19 protein-coding genes and 1 pseudogene are annotated in these 20242 nt (G+C 69.0%); 11 read left to right on the top strand and 9 right to left on the bottom strand.

All coding sequences use genetic code 11. The features are described from left to right. Positions 1–165 precede the first annotated feature (165 nt). The 4 genes from CP969_RS24510 (at position 166) to CP969_RS24495 (ending at position 4069) form a co-directional block, all read left to right on the top strand. Positions 166–1377, top strand: coding sequence for a pyridoxal phosphate-dependent aminotransferase (locus tag CP969_RS24510; RefSeq protein WP_004983977.1), 1212 nt, complete (start codon positions 166–168; stop codon positions 1375–1377). A gap of 110 nt (positions 1378–1487) precedes the next feature. Continuing rightward, positions 1488–1910 (top strand): SCO4983 family protein, encoded by a 423-nt coding sequence (locus tag CP969_RS24505; RefSeq protein ID WP_004983980.1) that lies wholly within the window; start codon positions 1488–1490, stop codon positions 1908–1910. A gap of 436 nt (positions 1911–2346) precedes the next feature. Next, positions 2347–3354, top strand: coding sequence for a DUF4190 domain-containing protein (locus tag CP969_RS24500; protein ID WP_016824815.1), 1008 nt, complete (start codon positions 2347–2349; stop codon positions 3352–3354). Positions 3355–3583: 229 nt separating this feature from the next. Further along, positions 3584–4069, top strand: a complete 486-nt coding sequence (locus CP969_RS24495) for a RidA family protein (protein WP_016824816.1) — start codon at positions 3584–3586, stop codon at positions 4067–4069. Here CP969_RS24495 and CP969_RS24490 read toward each other — a convergent pair whose 3' ends face one another. The 9 genes and pseudogenes from CP969_RS24490 to CP969_RS24450 form a co-directional block, all read right to left on the bottom strand. Further along, a complete protein-coding gene (locus CP969_RS24490) occupies positions 4070–4936 on the bottom strand; it encodes a PhzF family phenazine biosynthesis protein (protein WP_026084913.1) in 867 nt (288 codons plus the stop codon). Between the two features lie 66 nt (positions 4937–5002). Then, on the bottom strand, positions 5003–5806 hold the full coding sequence (locus CP969_RS24485; RefSeq protein ID WP_026084914.1) for a 2OG-Fe(II) oxygenase family protein: 804 nt from the start codon (positions 5804–5806) through the stop codon (positions 5003–5005). 70 nt (positions 5807–5876) lie between these two features. After that, positions 5877–6056 (bottom strand): hypothetical protein, encoded by a 180-nt coding sequence (locus CP969_RS24480; protein ID WP_004983991.1) that lies wholly within the window; start codon positions 6054–6056, stop codon positions 5877–5879. Between the two features lie 118 nt (positions 6057–6174). Beyond that, positions 6175–9192: an alpha/beta hydrolase gene (locus CP969_RS24475; protein ID WP_171817467.1), complete on the bottom strand. Its 3018-nt coding sequence runs from the start codon at positions 9190–9192 to the stop codon at positions 6175–6177. Positions 9193–10016: 824 nt separating this feature from the next. Next, a complete protein-coding gene (locus tag CP969_RS24470) occupies positions 10017–11408 on the bottom strand; it encodes an NAD(P)-binding domain-containing protein (protein WP_039830924.1) in 1392 nt (463 codons plus the stop codon). A 508-nt stretch (positions 11409–11916) separates the two neighbouring features. Continuing rightward, the gene (locus tag CP969_RS24465) at positions 11917–12279 is read right to left on the bottom strand and encodes a type 2 periplasmic-binding domain-containing protein (RefSeq protein WP_216087556.1); all 363 of its coding nucleotides are present in this window, start codon (positions 12277–12279) and stop codon (positions 11917–11919) included. A 128-nt stretch (positions 12280–12407) separates the two neighbouring features. Further along, the gene (locus CP969_RS24460) at positions 12408–13133 is read right to left on the bottom strand and encodes an NUDIX hydrolase (RefSeq protein WP_016824833.1); all 726 of its coding nucleotides are present in this window, start codon (positions 13131–13133) and stop codon (positions 12408–12410) included. After that, on the bottom strand, positions 13130–13420 hold the full coding sequence (locus CP969_RS24455; RefSeq protein WP_026084916.1) for a DUF397 domain-containing protein: 291 nt from the start codon (positions 13418–13420) through the stop codon (positions 13130–13132). The genes CP969_RS24460 and CP969_RS24455 overlap by 4 nt, the downstream gene beginning before the upstream one ends. Beyond that, positions 13401–14256: pseudogene (locus CP969_RS24450) on the bottom strand (helix-turn-helix domain-containing protein). Before CP969_RS24450 ends, CP969_RS24455 begins: the two are co-directional and overlap by 20 nt. Before the next feature lie 178 nt (positions 14257–14434). Here CP969_RS24450 and CP969_RS24445 point away from each other — a divergent pair. The 7 genes from CP969_RS24445 (at position 14435) to CP969_RS24415 (ending at position 20160) form a co-directional block, all read left to right on the top strand. Further along, positions 14435–14644: a hypothetical protein gene (locus tag CP969_RS24445; RefSeq protein WP_016824836.1), complete on the top strand. Its 210-nt coding sequence runs from the start codon at positions 14435–14437 to the stop codon at positions 14642–14644. Continuing rightward, positions 14644–15105 (top strand): ATP-binding protein, encoded by a 462-nt coding sequence (locus CP969_RS24440; protein ID WP_016824837.1) that lies wholly within the window; start codon positions 14644–14646, stop codon positions 15103–15105. Before CP969_RS24445 ends, CP969_RS24440 begins: the two co-directional genes overlap by 1 nt. Further along, entirely contained in the window at positions 15102–15419 is a 318-nt protein-coding gene (locus tag CP969_RS24435; RefSeq protein ID WP_399474560.1) for a hypothetical protein, read from the top strand. The genes CP969_RS24440 and CP969_RS24435 overlap by 4 nt, the downstream gene beginning before the upstream one ends. Positions 15420–15769: 350 nt before the next feature. Next, on the top strand, positions 15770–16288 hold the full coding sequence (locus CP969_RS24430) for a hypothetical protein (RefSeq protein ID WP_026084917.1): 519 nt from the start codon (positions 15770–15772) through the stop codon (positions 16286–16288). Between the two features lie 105 nt (positions 16289–16393). Further along, positions 16394–18724: a hypothetical protein gene (locus CP969_RS24425; RefSeq protein WP_016824840.1), complete on the top strand. Its 2331-nt coding sequence runs from the start codon at positions 16394–16396 to the stop codon at positions 18722–18724. A gap of 96 nt (positions 18725–18820) precedes the next feature. Then, on the top strand, positions 18821–19315 hold the full coding sequence (locus CP969_RS24420; protein ID WP_144055252.1) for a hypothetical protein: 495 nt from the start codon (positions 18821–18823) through the stop codon (positions 19313–19315). Between the two features lie 128 nt (positions 19316–19443). Then, entirely contained in the window at positions 19444–20160 is a 717-nt protein-coding gene (locus CP969_RS24415) for a VOC family protein (protein WP_016824842.1), read from the top strand. Positions 20161–20242 lie beyond the last annotated feature (82 nt).

Here is a 20242-nt window from a genome sequence, read left to right as displayed (position 1 = left end):
CCCCCCGGCGGCGGAGCGGCGGAGACGGCCGACGCGGGCGACCGACGCGAGCGACCACACGGGTGGCCGACGCGGGCGACCGGCGGACATAGTCACCCGAACCGACACGTCTCACGTGGTGGAGAACACGGTCCGAACGGCACTATCTGGCCGTAAGCTCCCCCCATGCAGGTGATCCAGTCGACCAAGCTCGCCAACGTCTGTTACGAGATCCGGGGCCCGGTGCTCGAGGAGGCGATGCGGCTGGAAGCGGCCGGTCACCGCATCCTCAAGCTGAACACCGGCAATCCGGCCGCCTTCGGCTTCGAGTGCCCGCCCGAGATCCTGGAGGACATCCTCCGCAACGTGTCGTCGGCGCACGGCTACGGCGACGCGAAGGGCCTGCTGGCCGCGCGCCGGGCGGTCGTCATGCACAACCAGACCCTCGGCATCGAGACCGACGTGGAGCACGTCTTCATCGGCAACGGCGTCTCCGAGCTGATCGTGATGGCGATGCAGGGACTGCTGGACGACGGCGACGAGGTGCTCGTGCCCGCGCCCGACTACCCCCTGTGGACGGCCGCCGTCTCGCTCTCCGGCGGCACGGCGGTGCACTACCGCTGCGACGAGCAGTCCGACTGGATGCCGGACCTCGCCGACGTGGAGCGCAAGGTCACCGACCGCACCAAGGCGATCGTCGTCATCAACCCGAACAACCCGACCGGCGCGGTCTACGACGAGGCGGTACTCAAGGGCCTGACCGACATCGCCCGCCGCCACAACCTGCTGGTCTGCTCGGACGAGATCTACGACAAGATCCTCTACGACGACGCCCGGCACATCCCGACCGCCTCCGTCGCCCCCGACCTGCTCACCCTCACCTTCAACGGCATGTCGAAGGCGTACCGGGTGGCCGGCTACCGGGTGGGCTGGATGTCGATCTCCGGGCCGCGCGCGCACGCCGACTCCTACATCGAGGGCCTGACGGTCCTGGCGAACATGCGCCTGTGCGCGAACATGCCGGGCCAGCACGGCGTGGTCGCGGCGCTCAGCGGACGCCAGACGATCAACGAGCTGGTGCTGCCGGGCGGCCGGCTGCGCGAGCAGCGGGACACGGCGTACGAGTTGCTGACCCAGATCCCGGGCGTGAGCTGTGTGAAGCCGAAGGGGGCGCTGTACCTCTTCCCGCGGCTGGACCCCGACGTCTTCAAGGTCAGGGACGACCGGCAGATGGTCCTGGACCTGCTGCGCCGGGAGAAGATCATGGTCGTGCAGGGCACCGGCTTCAACTGGCCGGAGCCGGACCACTTCCGGGTGGTGACACTGCCGTCGGTCACCGATCTGCGGGACGCGGTGGGGAGGATCGGCCGCTTCCTCGACGGCTACAGCCAGCCCTGACCGGACCCGCGCTCACCCTGTGTGGACCGGCCGTCCGGCTTTGTGAACGACTCAACTTTAGACGAAATCTAAGCTAGGATGGCTTCCTGTCAGTACCCAGGAGGCCATCCATGTACGAACCGATCCGCAACAAGTCGGTCCACCGCACGATGGCCGGCACCCCCCACGACTTCCCCCACCGTTCCCGCGAGGAGGAGCTGGACATCCAGCTCGCGGGACACCTCGCCACGCTGCTCGCCGTCACCGACGAGCTGCGCGTGGTGGCGCCCTCGGCCGACCTGGACGCCGCGGCCGAACGGCTCGCCGAGCAGGTCACCCGCCTGCGGGGAGGACGGGTGCCGGCCCGTGCGTCGGCGACCACGGCCAGCCGTGAGCCGGACGCGACGGCTCTGCACCGGCGTGCGCACGCCCTCGCGGGCCGCGTCCTGGTCGTCGCCGCCTCGCGCGCCGACACCGCGGTGGCGATCCTCGCCGCCGAACGGATGGACGCGCACGCCGCGGCCCTGCAGCCGCGCGAACTCGCGTCCCGCTGAGCCCCACCGGGGGCTCCCCCTGACGGCCCCGGTCCGCGTGCAACCCGCAGCGACGCGCGGACCGGGCGCCACGCACCCCACCACCGACGGGGCGCTCCGGGCAGCACGCCCGGAGCGCCCCGTCGGCGTTTCCCGCGCGCCCGAGCACGACGCGGTCGGCCGGGACCGCGGTCCTCGGCCCGGAGGGGTCTTCGAGCCGCTGACCCGCGTCTCCCCGGCCCGGCGGCAGGGGTAGCCTGGCGGCCCCGCAGGGCCCGCACCGCTGCCGGTGGCGCACGCTGCGTGGCCGTCCGTACGGCCGAAGCCCCGAAGGGCTGGTCCCGCAGTCCGAGAAAGGCTGGGCATTCACATGTCGGTCCCTCCTCCACCGCATCCTCACGGACCGGCCGCGCCGGGGGCCGGTCCCGGCTCGCCGTGGTACCCGGTGCCCGCCCCCGTGCCTCCGCCGCTGAACGGCCTGGCGGTCGCCTCCCTGGTGACGTCGTTGCTCTGCCTCGCTCCCCTGGGACTGGTCTTCGGCTGCGTCGCGCTGGGGCAGACCGCCGGAGGACGGCAGCGGGGCCGGGGCCTGGCGATCGCCGGTGTCTCCGTCTCGGGAGCGGTTCTCCTGCTGGCCGCCGCCGTCGTCGCCTTCGCCGACATCAGGGTCTGGACGCTGCCCGCTCCCGGTGACGACGGCGGTGCCACGAGGCCGGGGCGGACCACGATCGCGTCGATCGGCACCGGCGACTGCTTCGACCCGCAGGCCCGGCCGTCCGTGGGGGACCCGTCGTCCCTGGGCGACGGACGCGTGGAGCTGGTTCCCTGCACCACGCCGCATCACGGAGAGGTGTACGGCTCCTTCCCCCTCACCGAGCAGGGGGACTTCCCGGGGCGGGACCGGATCACGGCGATCGCGAGGCCGCGGTGCGGGGAGCTCTTCATGGACTACGCACTGGACCCGATGGCCTTCGGGCGGCTGCAGACCTACTACTTCCACCCCGACGAGCGCGGATGGGAGTCCGGGAACCGCACCGTGGTGTGCTGGGTGGCCCGGCCGGGCGACGCCGAACTCGACGTCTCGGTGCGGGGGAACGCCGCCGATCTGGACCCTGCCCAACGGGAGTTCCTCTCGGCCCTGAAGCCGCTGTACACCGCTGCCGCACTCCGTCCGGTGGAGGATCAGCAGAACCTCACCACCGCCACCGCCTGGGCCCACCGGATGGCGCAGGCACAGGCCGAGACCGTCCGGCTGCTGAAGGACGCCGACCTGCCCGGCGCGGAGGTGCCGACCGGCCGGCTCGTGGCAGAGCTCGAGGCGGGACTGCCCTTCTGGCAGCAGGCGGCCGAGGCTCCCGACGCGGACGTCTTCCTCAGCCGGTTGCGGTCCGTGGACGAGCACAACGGGGAGCAGCACATCCGCCGCATACGCGACCTGTTGGGCCTCCCCCTGCCCGCCTCCTAGCCGGCACCGGCGCTCGGGGGCACGGCACTTCCGTCAGCCGGGTGAGCCGGACGGTGCGCGTGCGCACGGGCGCCGCGCCCTGCCGACGGCACCGGGTTCACCGGCGTCGACAGGCTGGAAGGCGGCGCGGCGGCGCGCGGACCGGGCGCCACACGCCCCCGCCGCTGCCGGCAGCGGCTCGTTTCCTCGTGCCCCCGCATCCCGCGCTGCGGGTCAGTAGAGTTCTCCCGTGCCGCACTCCGATTCCGAAGAGACGCCCTCCCCCACGGCGAGGCTCGCCTCGCTGGGCCTGGTTCTTCCGGCGGTCAGCCCTCCCAAAGGGGAGTACGTTCCGGCGGTCCTGAGCGGGCATCTGGTCTTCGTGGCCGGCCAAGTACCCATGACCGGCGGCGAACTGACGACGACCGGGCGGTTGGGCGACGAGGTGTCGATCGAGCGGGGCCGGGAGTTGAGCCGGCAGTGCGCCCTGGCCGCCCTGGCCGCGGTCGATTCGGTGGCGGGCCTGGACCGGGTGACCCGCGTCCTGAAGATGACCGGATATGTGTCTTCGGCGCCGGGATTCCTCGACCAGGAGAAAGTGGTGGAGGGAGCCGGAGAACTCTTCGCCGAGGTGTTCGGTGCCGCGGGCCGGCCCGTACGGAGCGTCGTCGGTGTCGCGGACCTTCCCCTGGGATCGCCGGTGGAGATCGAGACCCTTTTCGAAATCGGCCGGTGATCAGCGGGTGGGCGCCGGCGCGACCGGGTGCTCGATCTCGACCGCCGTTCCCGTGATGGCGATGCCCGCGCCCGGGTCCTTCGGGACGGTGGCGGTGATGGTGCTGGGACGCCCCATGTCCTCCCCCTGCCGGATGGTGATCCTGGCGGGCAGCGGAACGAGGTTCTCCGCCCTCAGGTATCCGCCGAACGCGGCGGCGGCGGCGCCCGTCGCCGGGTCCTCGAACACGCCCCCGGTCGGGAAGGGGTTGCGCGAGTGGAAGACCACCGGGGACTCCCTCCAGACCAGGTTGACGGTCACCCATCCGTGCCGGTCCATGAGTGCGGCCAGCTCGCGCATGTCGTAGTCGAGGGCGGCCAGGCGGGCACGGTCCGCGGCGGCCAGCACCGGGTGCCAGGCGCCCGCGTAGGCGACCCTGGGCGGCATCGTCCGGTCGAGTTCCTCCGCCTTCCAGCCCAGCACCCGCAGCAGCGCGGCGACCTGGTCGTCCGGCAGGGGCTCCGTGCGGGGCGGCACGCTCGTCAGGGTCGCCGTGACACGGCCCGCGTCGTCCCTGCCGGTGTGGACGGGGATGACGCCGGCCCGGGTGTGCAGGGTCAGCTCGCCCACCCCGTGCAGATGGGCGTGGGCGACCGCGGTGGCGATGGTGGCGTGGCCGCAGAAGGGCACCTCGACGGCCGGACTGAAGTAGCGGACGGTCATGCGGCCGTCGTCCCCCGGGACGACGAAGGCCGTTTCCGAGTAGCCCACGTCCTTCGCGGTGCTCGCCATGTCGGCGTCGTTCATGCCGGTGGCGTCGAGCACCACTCCTGCCGGGTTACCGCCGAGCGAGTCCGTCGTGAACGCCGCATAGCGCAGAACTTTCATTTCTCTTTCCCCACATCAAGCGTCCTGCCGCACCGGGGAGGGAAATCTGCACACACGAGCGAGACCTCACCCCCACGCGAGCAGATTACCGTCGGCGGTGAGCCCGATCGAGAAACCCAGCGCTATGCGTCGATCGCCGACACTCGGCCGCACCGCGTGATAATTCCGTGAGTCGAACAGAAGCCCTTCACCGACCGTCGGTTTGAGTTCGATGCATTCCGCGTCCTGTACGACTCCGTCCGTGTACCCGTAGGACCCGGGAGGACGGAACGACTCGTCCCGCGGGTGCCAGCGCCGGCGCCAGACGACCGTCTCTCCGCCGGTCTCGGGGACGCTCAGGTAGAGGTTGAAGGCGAGCTGCGCCACCAGCGGCGCACCGAGCAGGTCTTCGGTGAATTCCCGTTCGGCGTCGTCGTAGTGCACCAGGAAGCCCTGCGGGGCCTCCCGCACCACTCCGGCGCCCATCTCCCGCCCCTTGTGCCGGCCGACGCCCACCGCGCCCGGCCAGTCCGCCCCGATGGCCTGCCGCGCCTCCGCCAGCGGGTCGAAGGGAAGGCGCAGGTCGCGCCACGCCTCGCGAGCGGCGTCGAGGGCGGGCCAGTAGCTGTCCGCGACGCGACCGCCGCTGCGGTGGTCGCTCACTCCGACGCCGAACCGCAGCACGGTCGGCTGGACCCGTTGCCTGCCGTAGCTTTCGAACGTGGCGGACTGCAGGGCCTCGACGACCCGCCCGCAGTCCGCCTCGGACCGGAGGCCGGGTACGCGCACGGCGGTCCAGCGCCCGGCCGCCAGGCCGGCGATGTGCTCGCGGCTGAACTCCGCCGCGGTGACGGTGCGGAAGAACGGGTCGTGCAAGTGTGCAGAGCTCACGAGCGGCCCCCTGCTCACACGGCGGATACCATCGTCTGCTGACCGGGCCCACCGACCCATCGGACCACCGTCACATGAGTGCGGCCGGACTGAAAGTCAGCTTTGCGTCACGTTCCAGCGCCCTGTGGTCCTCTTCAATGGATTCCAGCACGATTCGCCGCGCCGCCTCCATCTGCTCCGGGTCGGATTCCCGTTCGGCGTCCCGCGGGATTAAGTCACGGTCCTGGTGATCGGAGTGGAATGAGTTCATACGGCTTGCTCCTTTGCGAAGCACGATTACACGGCGTGCTCGTGGGCTCACTCAGAGAGTGATGGACTGAGATGGTATGCGCAAGCCCTCGATCAGGTACGCCTTTCGGGGATGTCGATCAGTCATCGGACTTCTCCGGAGAGGAATTGCGCAGATCCTCGACCGCGTCGAGAAGCCTCTGGGTACGAAGGGTTTCGGGGTGCCCCTTGCCCAGAACCCGCTTTCGGTCCGCGAGCAGCTGTGCGATCTGCGTGTGGGCGGCGAGGAAGCGGCCCTGGTCGATCAGGACCTGGCACTGGGTGAAGCGCAGCGTCATGGCCAGGGCCGAGTCCGGCTCGTGCGTGGTGTCCGAGAGGGCCTGGCGGATCAACTCCCCGGCCTCGTCGGAGCGTTTGGTCACCATCAGGCAGCGGGCGAGGGTCTGGCGGATGTGCAGGGTCTCCATGGTCGACGGGGACCACTTGCCGAGGCTGATCTGGAGGATGTCCCGCAGTTCCTTCTCCGCCTCCACCGTCTGTCCGAGCGCGAACATGGCCCTGGCCAGGCTGTGGCGCACCGTGACGGTGTCGGAGTGGTCCGGCCCGTGGACGACGAGCTCGGCCTGCACGATGGAGCGCAGGAGGGGTTCGGCCTCGCCGAAGCGCCCCTGTTCGATGATGCTGCGCGCGAGCTTGTGGCGGCTGGCCAGCGTGTAGGGGTCCTTGGCGCCCAGGAGCCTTTCGCGGACGGCCGCGACCTCGCGCAGCTCGGTCTCCGCCCGCTCGTGGTCCCCGCTTTCCAGCGCGATGCGTCCCTGTTCGTGGCGCACACCGAGGATCTCGCGGCTGTCCCTCTGGAAGCCGATGGCCTCGCAGTTGTCCAGGACGGTGGTGGCGAGTTCCTGCGCCGGTCTCAGCAGGCCCACGGAGATCAGGTAGCGGATGGTCAGCCGGGCGAGTTCGAGCGCCCCGCGCAGGACCGGGTTGCTGTCCACGTGGCTGTCGCCGGCCAGGCAGGCGCGGACCACTTCCATCATGTGCGGGGCGATCGCGGTCCAGATGCCCCAGCTCACCGGATCGTCCGGCGGTGACGTCCGGGTGGCCTCCAGGAGGAGGTCGACGATGAGGCCGTAGTACTCCGCACGGCGTTCCTGCACCTCGGCGTCTCCGCGCAGCAGCGCGTGGACGACGGGGTGCAGGGTGAGGCTGTGCGCCGGCTGACCGCCCTCCGCCTCGGGCCGGCTGATCCGCTCGACCAGTCCCAGGTCGTCCAGCCCCTTGAGGACGGCGTTGCGCTGGGCCCGGGTGAAGCCGGGCAGCAGGGGCGACTCGGTGATGGCACTGCTGTCCAGCAGCGACCGGTACGGGATGGGGGCTATGCCGAGGCAGGCGAACATGCGCAGCAGCGGGCCGGCCTGTACCAGGCCCTGGGACGAGAGCAGGTCCAGCGCGATGCCGCACACCTCGGCCATCGTCGAGAGGCCGAGCATCTCGTCCAGGCCGCTCGCCGTGGTCCCGGGGGGCGAGGCGCTCCTGGCCTCGAACTCGGCCCGGTAGCCGGCGAAGTCGTGGATCACGGGGTCGTCGAGGGAGAGCGCGGCGTCGTGGACGGAGCTGAGGTAGGAGGCGGCGCCGTGCAGGGCCAGGGGCAGCCCTCCCAGGGCCGCCGACAGACGCCGGGCCTCTTCCCTCGTCCCCCCGTCCGGGACGGACTCGAGGAGCAGGTCCGCGCCGTCGTCCTCGCCGAGCAGGGGCACGGAATGGACCCGGCAGGGCGGCAGCCAGGACGCTGCCGCGCGGTCGCGGGTGGTGACGACGACGATGCCGTCGGCCTGCATCGGCTGGCGCACCCAGCCGGTTCCGTCGGCGACCTGGTCGGCCTCCGGTGCCAGCCGGTGGGGGGTGTCGGCGTTGTCGATGACCAGCAGCCAGGGGTCGGGGCTGGCCTCGAGGTAGCGCCACACGAGGTCCATGGGGCTGCCGTCGCCCCGGAAGGCCTGCTCGACCTCGCCACTGGGCGTACCGAGCCGGTTGGCCACCTCGCGCATGCAGGCGTTGATCCGCGGCACGGTGACCCACCACACCCGCCGCCCGCGCTCGGCCTGGTACGCCGCTTCCAGGGCGATACGGCTCTTGCCCGATCCGCCGAGGCCGGTGAGCACGTGGATCCGGGGATCGCCCGGTGCGGGCGGGTCCAGGATGCGGGCGACGATGCTGCGCGGTTCACGTCCGTGCAGGCGCGCCTTGCGCCGCCCGTACGGGAGGCTCACCGACACGCCGCCCTGCTGTTTCGGAACTCTCGGTCTGCTCGCCTCGCCCTTCGGCCGACCGGGCGGCTCGGGCGGGGCGGACGGGGCGGGCCGCCCGGCCGAGGTCGCCGTGTCACCGGCGCCGCCGGACGGGCCCTCACCGCCGGACGTGCTCTCGCCGTCGGCGAGGAGGCGGCTCAGGACGTCCGCGACCACTCGGTAGGGGGCCTCGTCGCGGTGCTCGGGCTGAATGATCTGGAAGTGGTCCCCGGGCACCGTGGCGCCGTCCGGGAAGACGCCCCTGGCCTCACGTGCCGGCACCACGTTGTCGTCGGTGCCGCCGTAGGCCTGGATGGGGATGCGCCACTGGCTCCGGTCGTCCCGCTCGGCCTGGACCACCGAACGGAGGACCGCCCGCTGCGTCTCCAGGACCTCTCGCTGGTAGGGCCGCAGTTGTCGTTCCTGCGGGTTGCGCAGGAAGAACAGCAGGCGGCGCAGGGGGAGCAGGAAGTCGGAGCCGTTGTTGGGGCAGCCGAACATGATGATGTCGGCGATGCGCGCCAGGGTGTGGCCGCGGTCCTCGTGCAGCGTCCGCACCAGGTAGCGCTGCACGATGAGGCCGCCCTGGCTGTGGGTGACCAGCACCACGCGCCCCGTGCGGGGGATCTGCACGCGCAGGAAGGTGGCGAGGGAGTCGGCGATGTCGTCGTACTCCGCCAGGGCGCGATCCGGGCGAATGCGCGCCTTCTTGCTGCTGTAGGGAAAGCAGTGCGCCACCACTCCGCGCAGATCGTCGTCCGCCGCGAGGAGTTTCCGGAACTGGTCCCACACGGACACCGAAGAGAACAATCCATGCACGAAGACCACATGGAGGGTTCCCGCGGCCCGCTCATCGACAGGTGCCGCCATCAGAAGTCGTCTCCCGCCCGCTCGGTTCCCCGTGCCGGACGGATGTCCCGTGCGTGAGGCGACCGTGGTTGTTCGAGTGGCGCGAGGTCCGTTCCCACCCCGGGCGACGGATGTCACCACTTCCCTGTCGGCACGGGGCAGCAGTCCGGCTCTGTCCCCCGGTCACCTCCCCACGTCCGGCATTCGGTACGAATGCGAAGGTGACACCGCGCAAGGTTACCCACAGCGTCTACGGCACATTCCGGCCTTCGTGCTCCTTGAACTATTTTCGGCCTAGATCATCCTTCGCTGTCGGAGCGGGACGGATTCCGGAACCGTTCGGCTCTTCGCCGTTCGCCCGTCCGTCCCCGAGCGGGGAAATCAGGACGCGGGCGAATCAGAGTGCGGGGAGGGAGTGATGAGGCGTTCGGGAACGGCCCGGGGGACGATCACTCGGCAAGCGTTCCCCTGCGCGATCCGGCGGCGCCGGGAACGGCCCGCCGGCGGTCTCACTGCGCCGCGTGGCGCCGGAGGACCGGCCCCAGGCAGGACTCCTTCGGGCCGACCGGGCCGACCAGGTCCGCGGGGGCCCGGTGCCTCGCGAGAGTCCAGCGGTTGCCCAGGCCCGGCTCCAGAGGGTCTTCGCAGGGCTGCGGCTCGATCCCGCCCCTCACACACAAGCCGTCCGGCACGGTCCCATGGCCCACGGCGCACTCCCCCTGGCCCCGGCGACCGGCAATCGACATCCCCCCGTTGTGCCCACCCCACGGACACGGGTCAGGGGCCCGCAGTGAGAACTGCTGGGCCCCTGAACCGTAATGGGGTCCGCCCCCGACCTCGGGGAGTTACGCCGCTGCCCTGAGCTCAGCCTTCTGCGGGGTCTTGGCGGGGTCCTCGGCGAGGTAGCGCTCGATGGAGTCGTCGAGTTCCTCGAGCCACGGTGTGTGGTGCTCGGCGGCCAGGGTTCCCGTCATGACCGAGCGGTAGACACGGTCGCGGTAGCCCATGATGTCGGCCTTCTTGTCGCGCTTCCACGCGAGGAAGATCTCGACGACCCGGTCGAGGTCGAACTCGGGGTAGTCCGTCTGCCGCAGCAGATCACGCACGTAGTCGGCCTGGAAGCGGACCTCTTCGGCGTCCGAGGAAAGCTTCTCGAAACGTTCCCGCCACTCGGCGATGGACGCGGAGCGTTCGGTCTTCGACGGCAGCTCGGCGCGGCCCAGGATGAGGTCGCGTACGTACCAGGCCTGCGCGTCGAACATGTTGAAGGTGAACCACTGGTCCTGCGCGCCGAGGTAGGCCAGACGCGGGTTGTCCTGCCACACGACACCGCGGTAAAGGCCGTCCGGGTACACGTTGTTCGGCGAGGCCAGCGCGAGCTCGTCGGGCAGGAACGGGTACTTGTGCAGGTAGCCGGTGCACAGGATGACGGCGTCGATGTGCTTCGAGGTGCCGTCGACGAAGTGGACCGTGTTGCCCTCGATGCGCTTGATGGCGGGGCGTTCCTCGAAGCCCTCGGGCCAGTCGTAGCCCATCGGCGCGGAACGGTAGCTCGCCGTCACCGAGCGTGCGCCCATCTTGAACGCCTGGCTGCCGATGTCCTCGGCCGAGTAACTGGAGCCGACGACGAGTACGTCCTGCCCCTTGAAGGCTTCCGCGCCGCGGAAGTCGTGCGCGTGGGCGACGTACCCGGGGAAGGTCTCGATGCCAGGGAAATGCGGCACGTTGGGGAAAGCGAAGTGGCCGCTGGCAACGACCACATGGTCGAACTCCTCGGTCGTCGTCTCTCCGGTGGGGAGATTCTCGACCGTGAGCGTGAAGACCTCACGCTCGGCGTCGTATTCCGTCCAGCGCACGACGGTCCGGAAACGGATGAAATCGCGCACGTTCGTCTTCTTCAGCCGGGCGGCGATGTAGTCCCACAGAACCGAGCGCGGCGGGTATGAGGAGACGGCGCGACCGAAGTGCTCGTCGAAGGTGTAGTCAGCGAACTCCAGCGCTTCCTTCGGCCCATTCGACCACAGGTTGCGGTACATGCTCGAGTGCACGGGCTCGCCGTACTCGTCGAGTCCGGTGCGCCAGGTGAAGTTCCACTGGCCACCCCAGTCAGCCTGTTTCTCAAAACAGACGATCTCGGGGATGTCCACCCCCGCACGCGCTGCGGTCTCAAAGGCCCGCAGCTGAGCCATGCCCGAAGGGCCGGCACCGACAATCGCTACTCTTTTTCTGTTCGTCACGTATGTCCCTTTATTTTCGCCACGCGGCCCCGCACCCACCCCCACGGGCAGGACGGAGGCATCCGGTCGCCAGGATCCGCACGTATCGACCGGTCCAGAGAGGCGGATTTCTTTCGACCGTAGCAGGATTGGCCCAGTTGCGCTAATTTGCTGCCGCAATCAGCGGCGCCGACCCGTCGGAGGTGCGGGCCGCGACAGCCGGCCCGGCCGTGCGGCTGCAGGCCGACATCGAGCCCCACTCCCTGCGAATGAGCTGCAGCTTTGTCACCTCGCCGGGCGCGACGAGGTCGCCCGCCGGGCTGGCCGTGAAGGTCGCCGCCCTGCATGTTTTCACCCTTTGAACTTCACATCGGCAACGCGACGGAAAGGGTGGAGGGCGCCCTGGCGAAAATGTGCCGGATCACAGCTCCTTCCCGGTCTGCGCAATCTCATTCCTCCGAGACGCAGAAGGAAACGAATCCGTAATCTAATTCTCCGTCTTGACCGGGTGAAGGTATGGCAGGGCGCCTCAGGGATCGGCCTGCCTGCCTCGGGCCGCCGCCTGCCGGAGGCGGGTGGTGGCGAGGTCGACGAGGGTGCGGGTGGCCCGGCTGAGGGTGGTGTGACGGCGGTGCACGATGACGAAGTGGTCGTGGAGCCTCGGCCGCAGCGGAGTGGAGTGGAGCCGGTGGGGCAGCCGACCGGCGAGGCGGTGGACGACGCCGCGTGCCGCGATCGTGTCGGCGTGTCCGCGGGCGGCGATCTCCAGCGCGGTCTCGACGTTCTCGACCTCATATGGCGGCGGATCAACTCGCCGCCCGCGTGCCTGCCGCGCCTGGCCCGCGTGCCTGCCGCGCCTGGCCCGCGTGCCTGCCGCGCCTGAAATGCGCATGCGCACCGGCCACGGGCTGAAGGGTGACCGGCACCACGACCGGACCATGCTCGCCATACATCCCGACGGCATCCCGGCGGCCAGGAAACGGAACACGCGTACCGCTGATGCGGCGTCACCGCTCCGCCTCAGCGTGCAAGCCGCAGGACCGGTTCCAGGTAGGACACCTTCGGGCCTGCCAGGCCGACCAGGTCCGCGGGGGAGCGGACGAGGGCGATCCGGTCCAGCTCCGGAACGCGCCCGAGGGCGTGTTCGGACGACGTGAGGGCCGCGAAGCGCTCGTGCAGCCAGGACACCGGGCGGGGCGGAGCCCGGAACAGGACGCCGACACTGCCGTTCGCGCCCCGGACCACCTGCCGGAGGGCGAGGTCGTCGGCAGGTGTGTCGATACCGGTCTCCTCGGCCAGCTCCCGGGCCGCGTGACGGCGGAGGGCGGCCAGGTCGAGGGGTTCACCGTCCGGCGGCGGTTCCACCGAACCGCCCGGGAACTGCCAGCGGCCGGGCGCGGTCGTCCAGAGCGCCATCCGCCCCACCAGCAGACGCCCGTCGTCCGCCGGCTGCGCGACGGCCGCGAAGAGGGACGGCAGACGCACGGTCGCGCCCGGCACCCGGCGCAGGACGTAGAACCGGTAGGTCGCCCGGACCCAGGTCAGGACGAGGCGCCCCGGCCCCTCCTGCTCCAGTCCCGTGCACCCGGCCACGGGCCCGTCGAACAGGGCCGGATTGGCCCGCGCCGCCGCGTCCCAGGCGTCGTCCAGGACCCGACGCTCCTCGGGGGACAGCAGGGGCAACGGGGCTTCGACCAGACGGAGCCGGTCGGCGTCGAAGAGGTCGACGCCGGACGGCTGCGTCACGCGGTGGGATCCTGCTTGAGGGACATGACGAACGACGTCCAGGCCGGGGCCGTGACGGTGAGCACCGGGCCGTGCGGGACCTTGGAGTCACGGACGGGGACGACGCCGGTGTGCGCGTCGCACACCTCGAGGCAGTCGCCGCCGCTGCCGTTGCTGTAGGTGCTCTTGCGCCAGCGGGCAGCGCCGGGGAAGGCCTCGGCGACTTCTACGCAATCCCCACCTGTGCCGTTGCTGTAGGTGCTCTTGCGCCAGACGGCCGTGCTCAAATCAATCGCGCGGTTTGCCATTTCGGTCATCCTCTGCCGCTTGCTCGATCAGGGCGAGGGACGCCTCCGGAGGCAGTGCGGCGGCCCTGAGCAGATCGTACGACCTGCGGTACTCCTTCACGAGGGCTGGATCGTCGATGGTGTCGCCGCTGTGCTGTGATTCCAAGTAGACGAGCGGAGGGGCGTCAGGAAAGCTCATGATCTTGGCCATGCCCATCATGAGAGGGTGCGGCCCACAGTTCCACGGGAGGATCTGCGGAACGATCCGGCGACGACGCGCCAGCGCTGCGATGTGCTCCAATTGTTCGGCAGACTGCTCCGGTGGCAGGACTGGCTGACGCAACAGCACTTCGGACAGAATCGCCCAGTACACCGGCGTCTTGTGGTTTTCCTCGAAAAGGCGGGCCCGTGCCAGCCGAGCACTGACCTTCTCCTCCACCTCGTCGTCAAGCGCGAGCGGCATCGCCGCTCTCACCAACGCCCTTGCATACACGTCCGTCTGCAGCAGTCCCGGGACCAGGGTTGGGCACCACTCCTCAATGACTTTGGCATGCTTCTCCGCCTCCAGCACCCGCTCGAAGTAGCTCGCGTGCCCCCGCCGCTTCGCCCGGCGCACGTCCTCACAGCGACGCCGGAAGAAGCCGTCCGTGCCGAGCACCTTGTCGACGTGCTCGGCGAGTTCCGCCGGCATCCGGCGCGTCCCCCGCTCGATCTCGCTGAGGTGGCTCGGCCCGTAGAAAGCTGCCCTCGACCAACTGCTGGAGCGTCAGCCCGGCCTCCTCCCGTTTCCAGCGCAATTCGCTGCCGTAGAAGGTCGGGACGCCCGTCGAGCCGTCGATGTCCTTGCGCTGCCCCATCGTTCACCGTCCTTGGTGTGCCGTTACCGCCCGCTTCCCGGCGTTCCCCGCCCCGTACCGACTCCTGACCGGCATACGTGCAGTTCAGGGCCGGGATCCCGAACCCCTGTCACGCTACGCAGCCCGGCGGCAGAGTGTGAGCGGTTCGTCACACAGCGCACTGGAAGGTGTGAACCCCATGCACGACCACCACCCCGCGGCGGCCGACGCCTGCGTCGAGGAACTGCGGGCCGCCCTCGCCGCGCACGGCATCACCCTGCCGTCCCTCGGCCTCGACGTCCCGACCTTCGCCTCCCCCTACCCGACCCGGCCGCTGATCGCGCTCGTCACCTGCAACCTCCTCACCGCCCGCGCCCTGACCGCCGCCCTCCGCAAGGGGGCCGCGTGATGTGCCCGCCCCTGACGCTGGAACTGCTGGCCGCCCCGGCTGCCGTGTCCGGTGTGCGCCGGGCCCTGCGCGACCACGGCGCCGACGTCCAGCTCTGCGCGAGCGAACTCGTCACCAACGTGATCCGGCACCTCGGCGAGGGCGTCCCCGTCACCGTCCGGGTGTCCTGCGACGGCGGCCGTACGCGGCTGAAGGTCACCGATCCCGACCCGCGTGCCCTGCCCGTCCTGCACGAGGCGGTGGACGTCGACGACGAGTCGGGCCGGGGGATCGCGCTGCTCGACGCGCTGGCGCTGCGCTGGGGCGTGGAGCGGGAACCGGACCGCAAGACGGTGTGGTGCGAACTCCCGGACACCGCCGCCGTCGCCACCGCCGTCGGTCACGAGCCGCCGTACAGCCGTTCCGGATCCACGAGCACCACGTCCCCCTGGCCTCCGCCGGATAGGCTCCCGTGCTCATGAACGCGCTACGGCTCCGGAGACGGGTACGTCGGCTGGACAGGCCGGTCTCGACCGTCGTCGGGACGGGGGACCTGCTGCTGTGCGGTGTGCTCCTGCTGACGGCGACCGGGGTGTTGTTCCACGAGCCCACCACCAGGGAGGAGGAAAGCGCCGCATTCGGTCTCGCGGGCCAGGTCTACGGTTACTGGCTCGTCGGCGGACTGGCGCTCTTCTCCGTGCTGGGCATGCCCCGGACCCTGCTGGCCCACCTGGCCGTGATGCTCCTCTCCCCCGTCGTTCTGTTCCTGCTGCTGGTCTCACCGTCTCTGCTGTGATGCGCGGTCCTCGCCCCGCAGGAGCAGGGAAGTTGCGGAGAATCCGACAGTGATCCGGCTTGGAACGGCGGGAGTTCGGTAAGGGGCTTCTCGGCCGACACCCGGCTGGTTTCCTCATCGCACCGTGCAGACGGGCTCGTTGTCGGTACCGAAGTGCGTGCGCCCGTCGTCTTGACCGGACCTCGCGGATCCGCCCCGGAAACTTCAAGCCAACGACTGACCCGTTGGTATGAAAGCGCCTCGGTCTCCCCGGACGAAATTGCTAACTTGTGCCGGAGTCCGGGCACCGCTGGACTCCGTCCGGCCGGCGATGCCGCTGACCGTCTTGTACACGGGGAAGGTAACCGCCCATGGCATGGGACGAGTGGGAGCAACTCAAAGCCGATGCGTTACAACGGCAGCAGAACTCCACGCGCATGCAGGTGAACCAGGCGGACGGGGGCGGCGGTTTCGGCGGTCCCGGCAGGCCGGGCTCGTACGGCGACCTGAAGGTCTCCAACGGCGGGCTCACCAAGATCGGCAAAGCTGCTTTCGAGCTCTACAACCAATTGTGGGACAAGGCCCGGGTCTCCGTACCCAGCAGCGACTCGGCCGCCGCCGACCTGTCGAAGCAGGGCTTCGCGCTCGGTGCGGGGCTCAAGCACGTGTCGAACCGCTGGGAGGAACAGCTCGCGTCCCTGATGGACGCGTGCGCCCACATCTCGAACCACATGCGGGTGACCAAGAAGCTGCACGGCGACGACGAGGACTACATCCAGCGTCAGATGAGCAGCATCGCCGTCCTGGACGCCGGGTTCGACGAGCGGGTCGGAGCGCCGGGCCGGAAGAACAGCATCTACGGGGAGCCGAGCAAGAAGAAAGAGGAGTAGCGGAACGGCGGAGCACCGAGGGCGTCGTTCCGTCGCCTTCCGCGCCCGCCGCTGCTGTGCCGCCCGTCCCGTTCGCCCCTCTCTTCACTCCCAGGATGTACGCCCATGGAACTCGACACCCTCCGCGACGCCGACTTCTCGCTGCTCGACGAGGCCGTCACGGACTGGTCGACACTCGTCAAGAGCCTTGAGGAACTGAAGAAGGACGCCGAGGACAACCTGCACAAGGGGGCCAACAAGGCCGACTGGGCCGGCGTGAACGCCAAGGTGTCCAAGGAGTTCATCGGAAAGACGGCCGGTGAGTTCGCGGACGCCCACACCCAGGCGAAGAGCACCTACCAGATCCTCAGTGACACGGTGGGTGAGCTGAAGCGCTACCGCCGGCAGCTCGTGGACGCCATCGAGGTCGGCCGGAAGAAGAACCTCACGGTCATCGGCCACGAAGGCGGCTTCACGGTCACCACGAACGCTCCCCCCGAAGCGCGGGGCACGATGGACCAGGACAACGAGGGCGACATTACGGCCCTTCGCGACGAGATCCAGGGGATCCTCGACAAGGCCACCGAGAGCGACAACTCGGCCAGGACCGTTCTGCAGGCCCTCGCCGACCAGAGCGAGCTGGGCTTCTCCGACGCGAGTTATGCGGACCGGGACTCCGCCGCCGAAGCACTCAGGCGGGCCGACCAGTTGGCCGCACTCGCCAAGAAGGATCCCGACGACCTGACGGTCAAGGACTTCGACAGGATCAACGCCGGGCTCAAGAAGTACGCCGGTGACGAGCTGTTCGCCGAGCGGTTCGCCACGACGCTCGGGCCCAAGAAGACGTTGGAGTTCTGGGCCGGGATCAGCGACCCGAACAGAGGCAACTGGGAACTGGGACGTGACCGTCTGGACCAGTTCGACGACCTGCAGCGGAGTCTGGGGCTGACCTTGGCGAACGCCACGCAGAGCGATTCGGCGGCCATGGCCGACTGGAAACGCACGATGATCGACATCGGCGACAAGCCGGTTTACGGCAACCAGGGCGGCCCGATGGGTTTCCAGGTCATGAGCAACCTCATGCGGACCGGCGACTACGACGACCGCTTCCTCAAGGACTACGGCACGAAGCTCATGGCCACCGAACGCAAGCTCACCGGCAACGGCGAGCACCCGAACTTCGCCTGGCGCCAAGGTCCCGCGACTCCGTGGCTCAACCGGATCGGGGAGGACAGTGGGACCGACCCGCTGACGGGATACCTGAAAGGACTGTCCAACAGCCCGGACGCGGCGACCGACTTCTTCAACCAGCGGTTCATCTCGAAGGACGACCCGGACAACCCCTTCGAACGGGACACTGACGGCAACGGCAGGAAAGGAAAAGTCTCGCTGTCCAACTTCCAGTACCTGTTCGAGGAGCGGGACTGGCCCCAGGAGTCGGACTCCAAGGGGGAGGACCTGCATACGGGTCAGAACAATCTGGCACTGGCCCTGGAAGCCGCGACGACAGGGCATCCGGCGGGTGAGCTGCCCACGCCGGACACACCCGCACACAATGCGGGGCAGACAAAGCTCTTCGAAAGCATCGTCGCCTCCATCTCGGAGGACCCAGAGCGACTTACCAAAAGCAGTTACATGTCCGACAGCATCGGCCAGATTGCTTCCGAGTATCTCCCTGACATCAATCGTGCAGCAACTGGCGTGGACCCGCACCCTGATGAAGGCAATCTGGACGCCCAACGGGCATGGGAACAGACCAAAAATCTTTACCCAATCGCTGGTTCTGCCGCAGAGATGAACCACCGGGACGCCTCTCGATTCCTCTTTGCTGTTGCCCAGAACCCGGAAGGTTATGCTGCGGTTGAAGTAGGCCAGAAGAACTATATGACCAACTTGATGGATTATCACCTGAATCCAGGTTTGCCGGAACGTCAGCACCCCCATCACGACAAGGAACTCACCGTCCGCTCCATTGCATGGAATTCAGGGGAAGTCTCCGGAACGTTGGCGATGGGAAGAAACGAAGCGGTGGCGGCCAGAGGTGTCGAGTTGGATGAACAGTACGGCCACTCAATGACTCAGTGGAAAAATACCGTTTCAGGGACCATCGGCCTCGGTGTCGGTATTGGTACATCGTTCATTGCCTCGCCGGTGGCCGGAGCAGTGGTCGGAGGCACCACCGGAACCGTCACCAGCGTAGTCATGGAACAATTTTTCAAGGATCTGGAAGGTGACGCCCAGGGCAATGCCGGACCCACGATGGGCGAGAACTGGGAGAACGGCCAGGAAAATAACATGAAGTACACCCGTCAGGCGGCTTCGGAAGCTGCCAGAGCACATAACCACGCCAACCCGGATGATGTCGCCAGCTGGGCTCAGGAAGAGTCCCGTAAGGGTTTCCTGTCTGCCGGTGACTACATGGAACGCGTCGCACCAGAGCTCGTGACAGACATCTGATCAACGACACCTGAAAGCTTACTCATTCCTCCATCCTTACTGGGCTCCAAGCGAAGGAATTGCTTTCAATTGTTCACTCGACGACTCACGGCATCCATGCTGGCGCTCGCAGCAGTCGGCGCGCTCACTGGATGCTCCGGATCCGACAAGGAAAAGAAATATGATGTTCCGGAATCACTCTGCGGCACCCCCTTGGACCCAAGCATCATTGCTGAACTACTTCCATCAGGGAAAAGCATCAACGTCCAGGAAAAGAACCCGGTACCCGGCCTGAAGCGCTGCCAAGTCAACATCGACAAAAAATTAGCATTCAGGGTGAGCCAGGAATGGTGGGAGGAGGGTGACACCGTCGTCGACGTGGCCAAGGGGGTTCCGCAGGTGAAGTCCGCCGAGTTGACGGATGACAGCGACTCCCTGCTCACCGGCACGGGGGGTGTGCAGAGAGCCCATTGCGCCGACTCAGAGCGTCCCGGCCACATCCTGTTCACCACTGCCCAGGTCTACGCCGACGGCGTGGACGATTCGGCAGCGATGCGGGAGCTGATCACTGAATACACCCGGGCAGTGGAGGAATCTGCGGTTTGCCGCTGAGGTGTGGATGGCCGACGCCCCGACCTCCGCAACGGGATCGCATGATGCGGTCGCCCCTGAAATCCGCTTGCGCGGTCTTCCGGGCGCCCGGTGTCCGGCATCCGGACGGCGACGACAAGGAGCACAGGATGAGCGCCCCTCCGGGTGGAGTCGGCGAGTTCTGCTGGATGGACGTCAAGACCCGCGATCTGCCCGGCACCGCCGCCTTCTTCTCGAAGGCCCTGGGCTGGCGCTTCGCGGTGGACGAGGAGGACTGGCGCCGGGCCACGAAGATATCCGCCGGCGGTCACCGGGTCGGCGGCGTGAGTGATCTCGCGCATCCGGTCTATCCGCCGGGGACCCCCGCCCACATCGCCTACTACCTGGCGGTCGACGACGTCGACCGCCGCGTCGAAGCGGCGACGGCGGACGGTGCGCGCCTGGTCGTCGCCCCCTTCGACGCGGGCGATCAGGGCCGTACGGCGACGCTGGTCGATCCGGTGGGCGCCGCCTTCTCCCTGTGGCAGCCGCGCCGGTTCACCGGGTGGGGGTTCCCGCCCCGCTCCGCGGGCGTCCCGCAGCGCATGGTCCTGGCCTGCGACCGGCCGGAACGGGCCCGGGACTTCTACCGGAAGGCGCTGGACGTCCGTCCGGCCCGCGCCGACTTCGTCACCGCACCCGGGCCCGCTGCTTCCGCCCCGCGGTGGGAACTCGCCGTCGGCGTCGACGACCCGGACGGCGTCGTCGCACGCGCAGGCGGTCTCGGCCCGGGGGCCGTGCTCCGCTCCGAGGAGGGCGGTCGGCCCGTGGTGCGGTTGAGCAGTCCGGAGGGGCTGACCGTCCACGTGCGCGGCCTGGAGCCCTGAACGGGCGGCCGGTCGGCGCGCCCGCGCGGTCCGTACGGCGGCCCGGACCGGAGAAGGAAGGCGGTCCGGGCCTGCCACCGCG

This window comes from Streptomyces viridosporus T7A, from assembly GCF_008704515.1.
GTDB classification, from domain to species: Bacteria; Actinomycetota; Actinomycetes; order Streptomycetales; family Streptomycetaceae; genus Streptomyces; species Streptomyces viridosporus.
The sequence above is the reverse complement of the archived record's forward strand: the minus strand, read 5'-3'. Positions and strand labels throughout refer to the sequence as shown.

Excerpts from the sequence above, each read along its gene's own strand:
- CP969_RS24510 (WP_004983977.1), top strand. The coding sequence starts at position 166 with ATGCAGGTGATCCAGTCGACCAAGCTCGCCAACGTCTGTTACGAGATC.
- CP969_RS24505 (WP_004983980.1), top strand. The coding sequence starts at position 1,488 with ATGTACGAACCGATCCGCAACAAGTCGGTCCACCGCACGATGGCCGGC.
- CP969_RS24490 (WP_026084913.1), bottom strand. The coding sequence starts at position 4,936 with ATGAAAGTTCTGCGCTATGCGGCGTTCACGACGGACTCGCTCGGCGGT.
- CP969_RS24480 (WP_004983991.1), bottom strand. The coding sequence starts at position 6,056 with ATGAACTCATTCCACTCCGATCACCAGGACCGTGACTTAATCCCGCGG.
- CP969_RS24475 (WP_171817467.1), bottom strand. The coding sequence starts at position 9,192 with ATGGCGGCACCTGTCGATGAGCGGGCCGCGGGAACCCTCCATGTGGTC.
- CP969_RS24465 (WP_216087556.1), bottom strand. The coding sequence starts at position 12,279 with ATGCGCATTTCAGGCGCGGCAGGCACGCGGGCCAGGCGCGGCAGGCAC.
- CP969_RS24455 (WP_026084916.1), bottom strand. The coding sequence starts at position 13,420 with ATGGCAAACCGCGCGATTGATTTGAGCACGGCCGTCTGGCGCAAGAGC.
- CP969_RS24445 (WP_016824836.1), top strand. The coding sequence starts at position 14,435 with ATGCACGACCACCACCCCGCGGCGGCCGACGCCTGCGTCGAGGAACTG.
- CP969_RS24440 (WP_016824837.1), top strand. The coding sequence starts at position 14,644 with ATGTGCCCGCCCCTGACGCTGGAACTGCTGGCCGCCCCGGCTGCCGTG.
- CP969_RS24435 (WP_399474560.1), top strand. The coding sequence starts at position 15,102 with ATGAACGCGCTACGGCTCCGGAGACGGGTACGTCGGCTGGACAGGCCG.
- CP969_RS24430 (WP_026084917.1), top strand. The coding sequence starts at position 15,770 with ATGGCATGGGACGAGTGGGAGCAACTCAAAGCCGATGCGTTACAACGG.
- CP969_RS24425 (WP_016824840.1), top strand. The coding sequence starts at position 16,394 with ATGGAACTCGACACCCTCCGCGACGCCGACTTCTCGCTGCTCGACGAG.
- CP969_RS24420 (WP_144055252.1), top strand. The coding sequence starts at position 18,821 with ATGCTGGCGCTCGCAGCAGTCGGCGCGCTCACTGGATGCTCCGGATCC.
- CP969_RS24415 (WP_016824842.1), top strand. The coding sequence starts at position 19,444 with ATGAGCGCCCCTCCGGGTGGAGTCGGCGAGTTCTGCTGGATGGACGTC.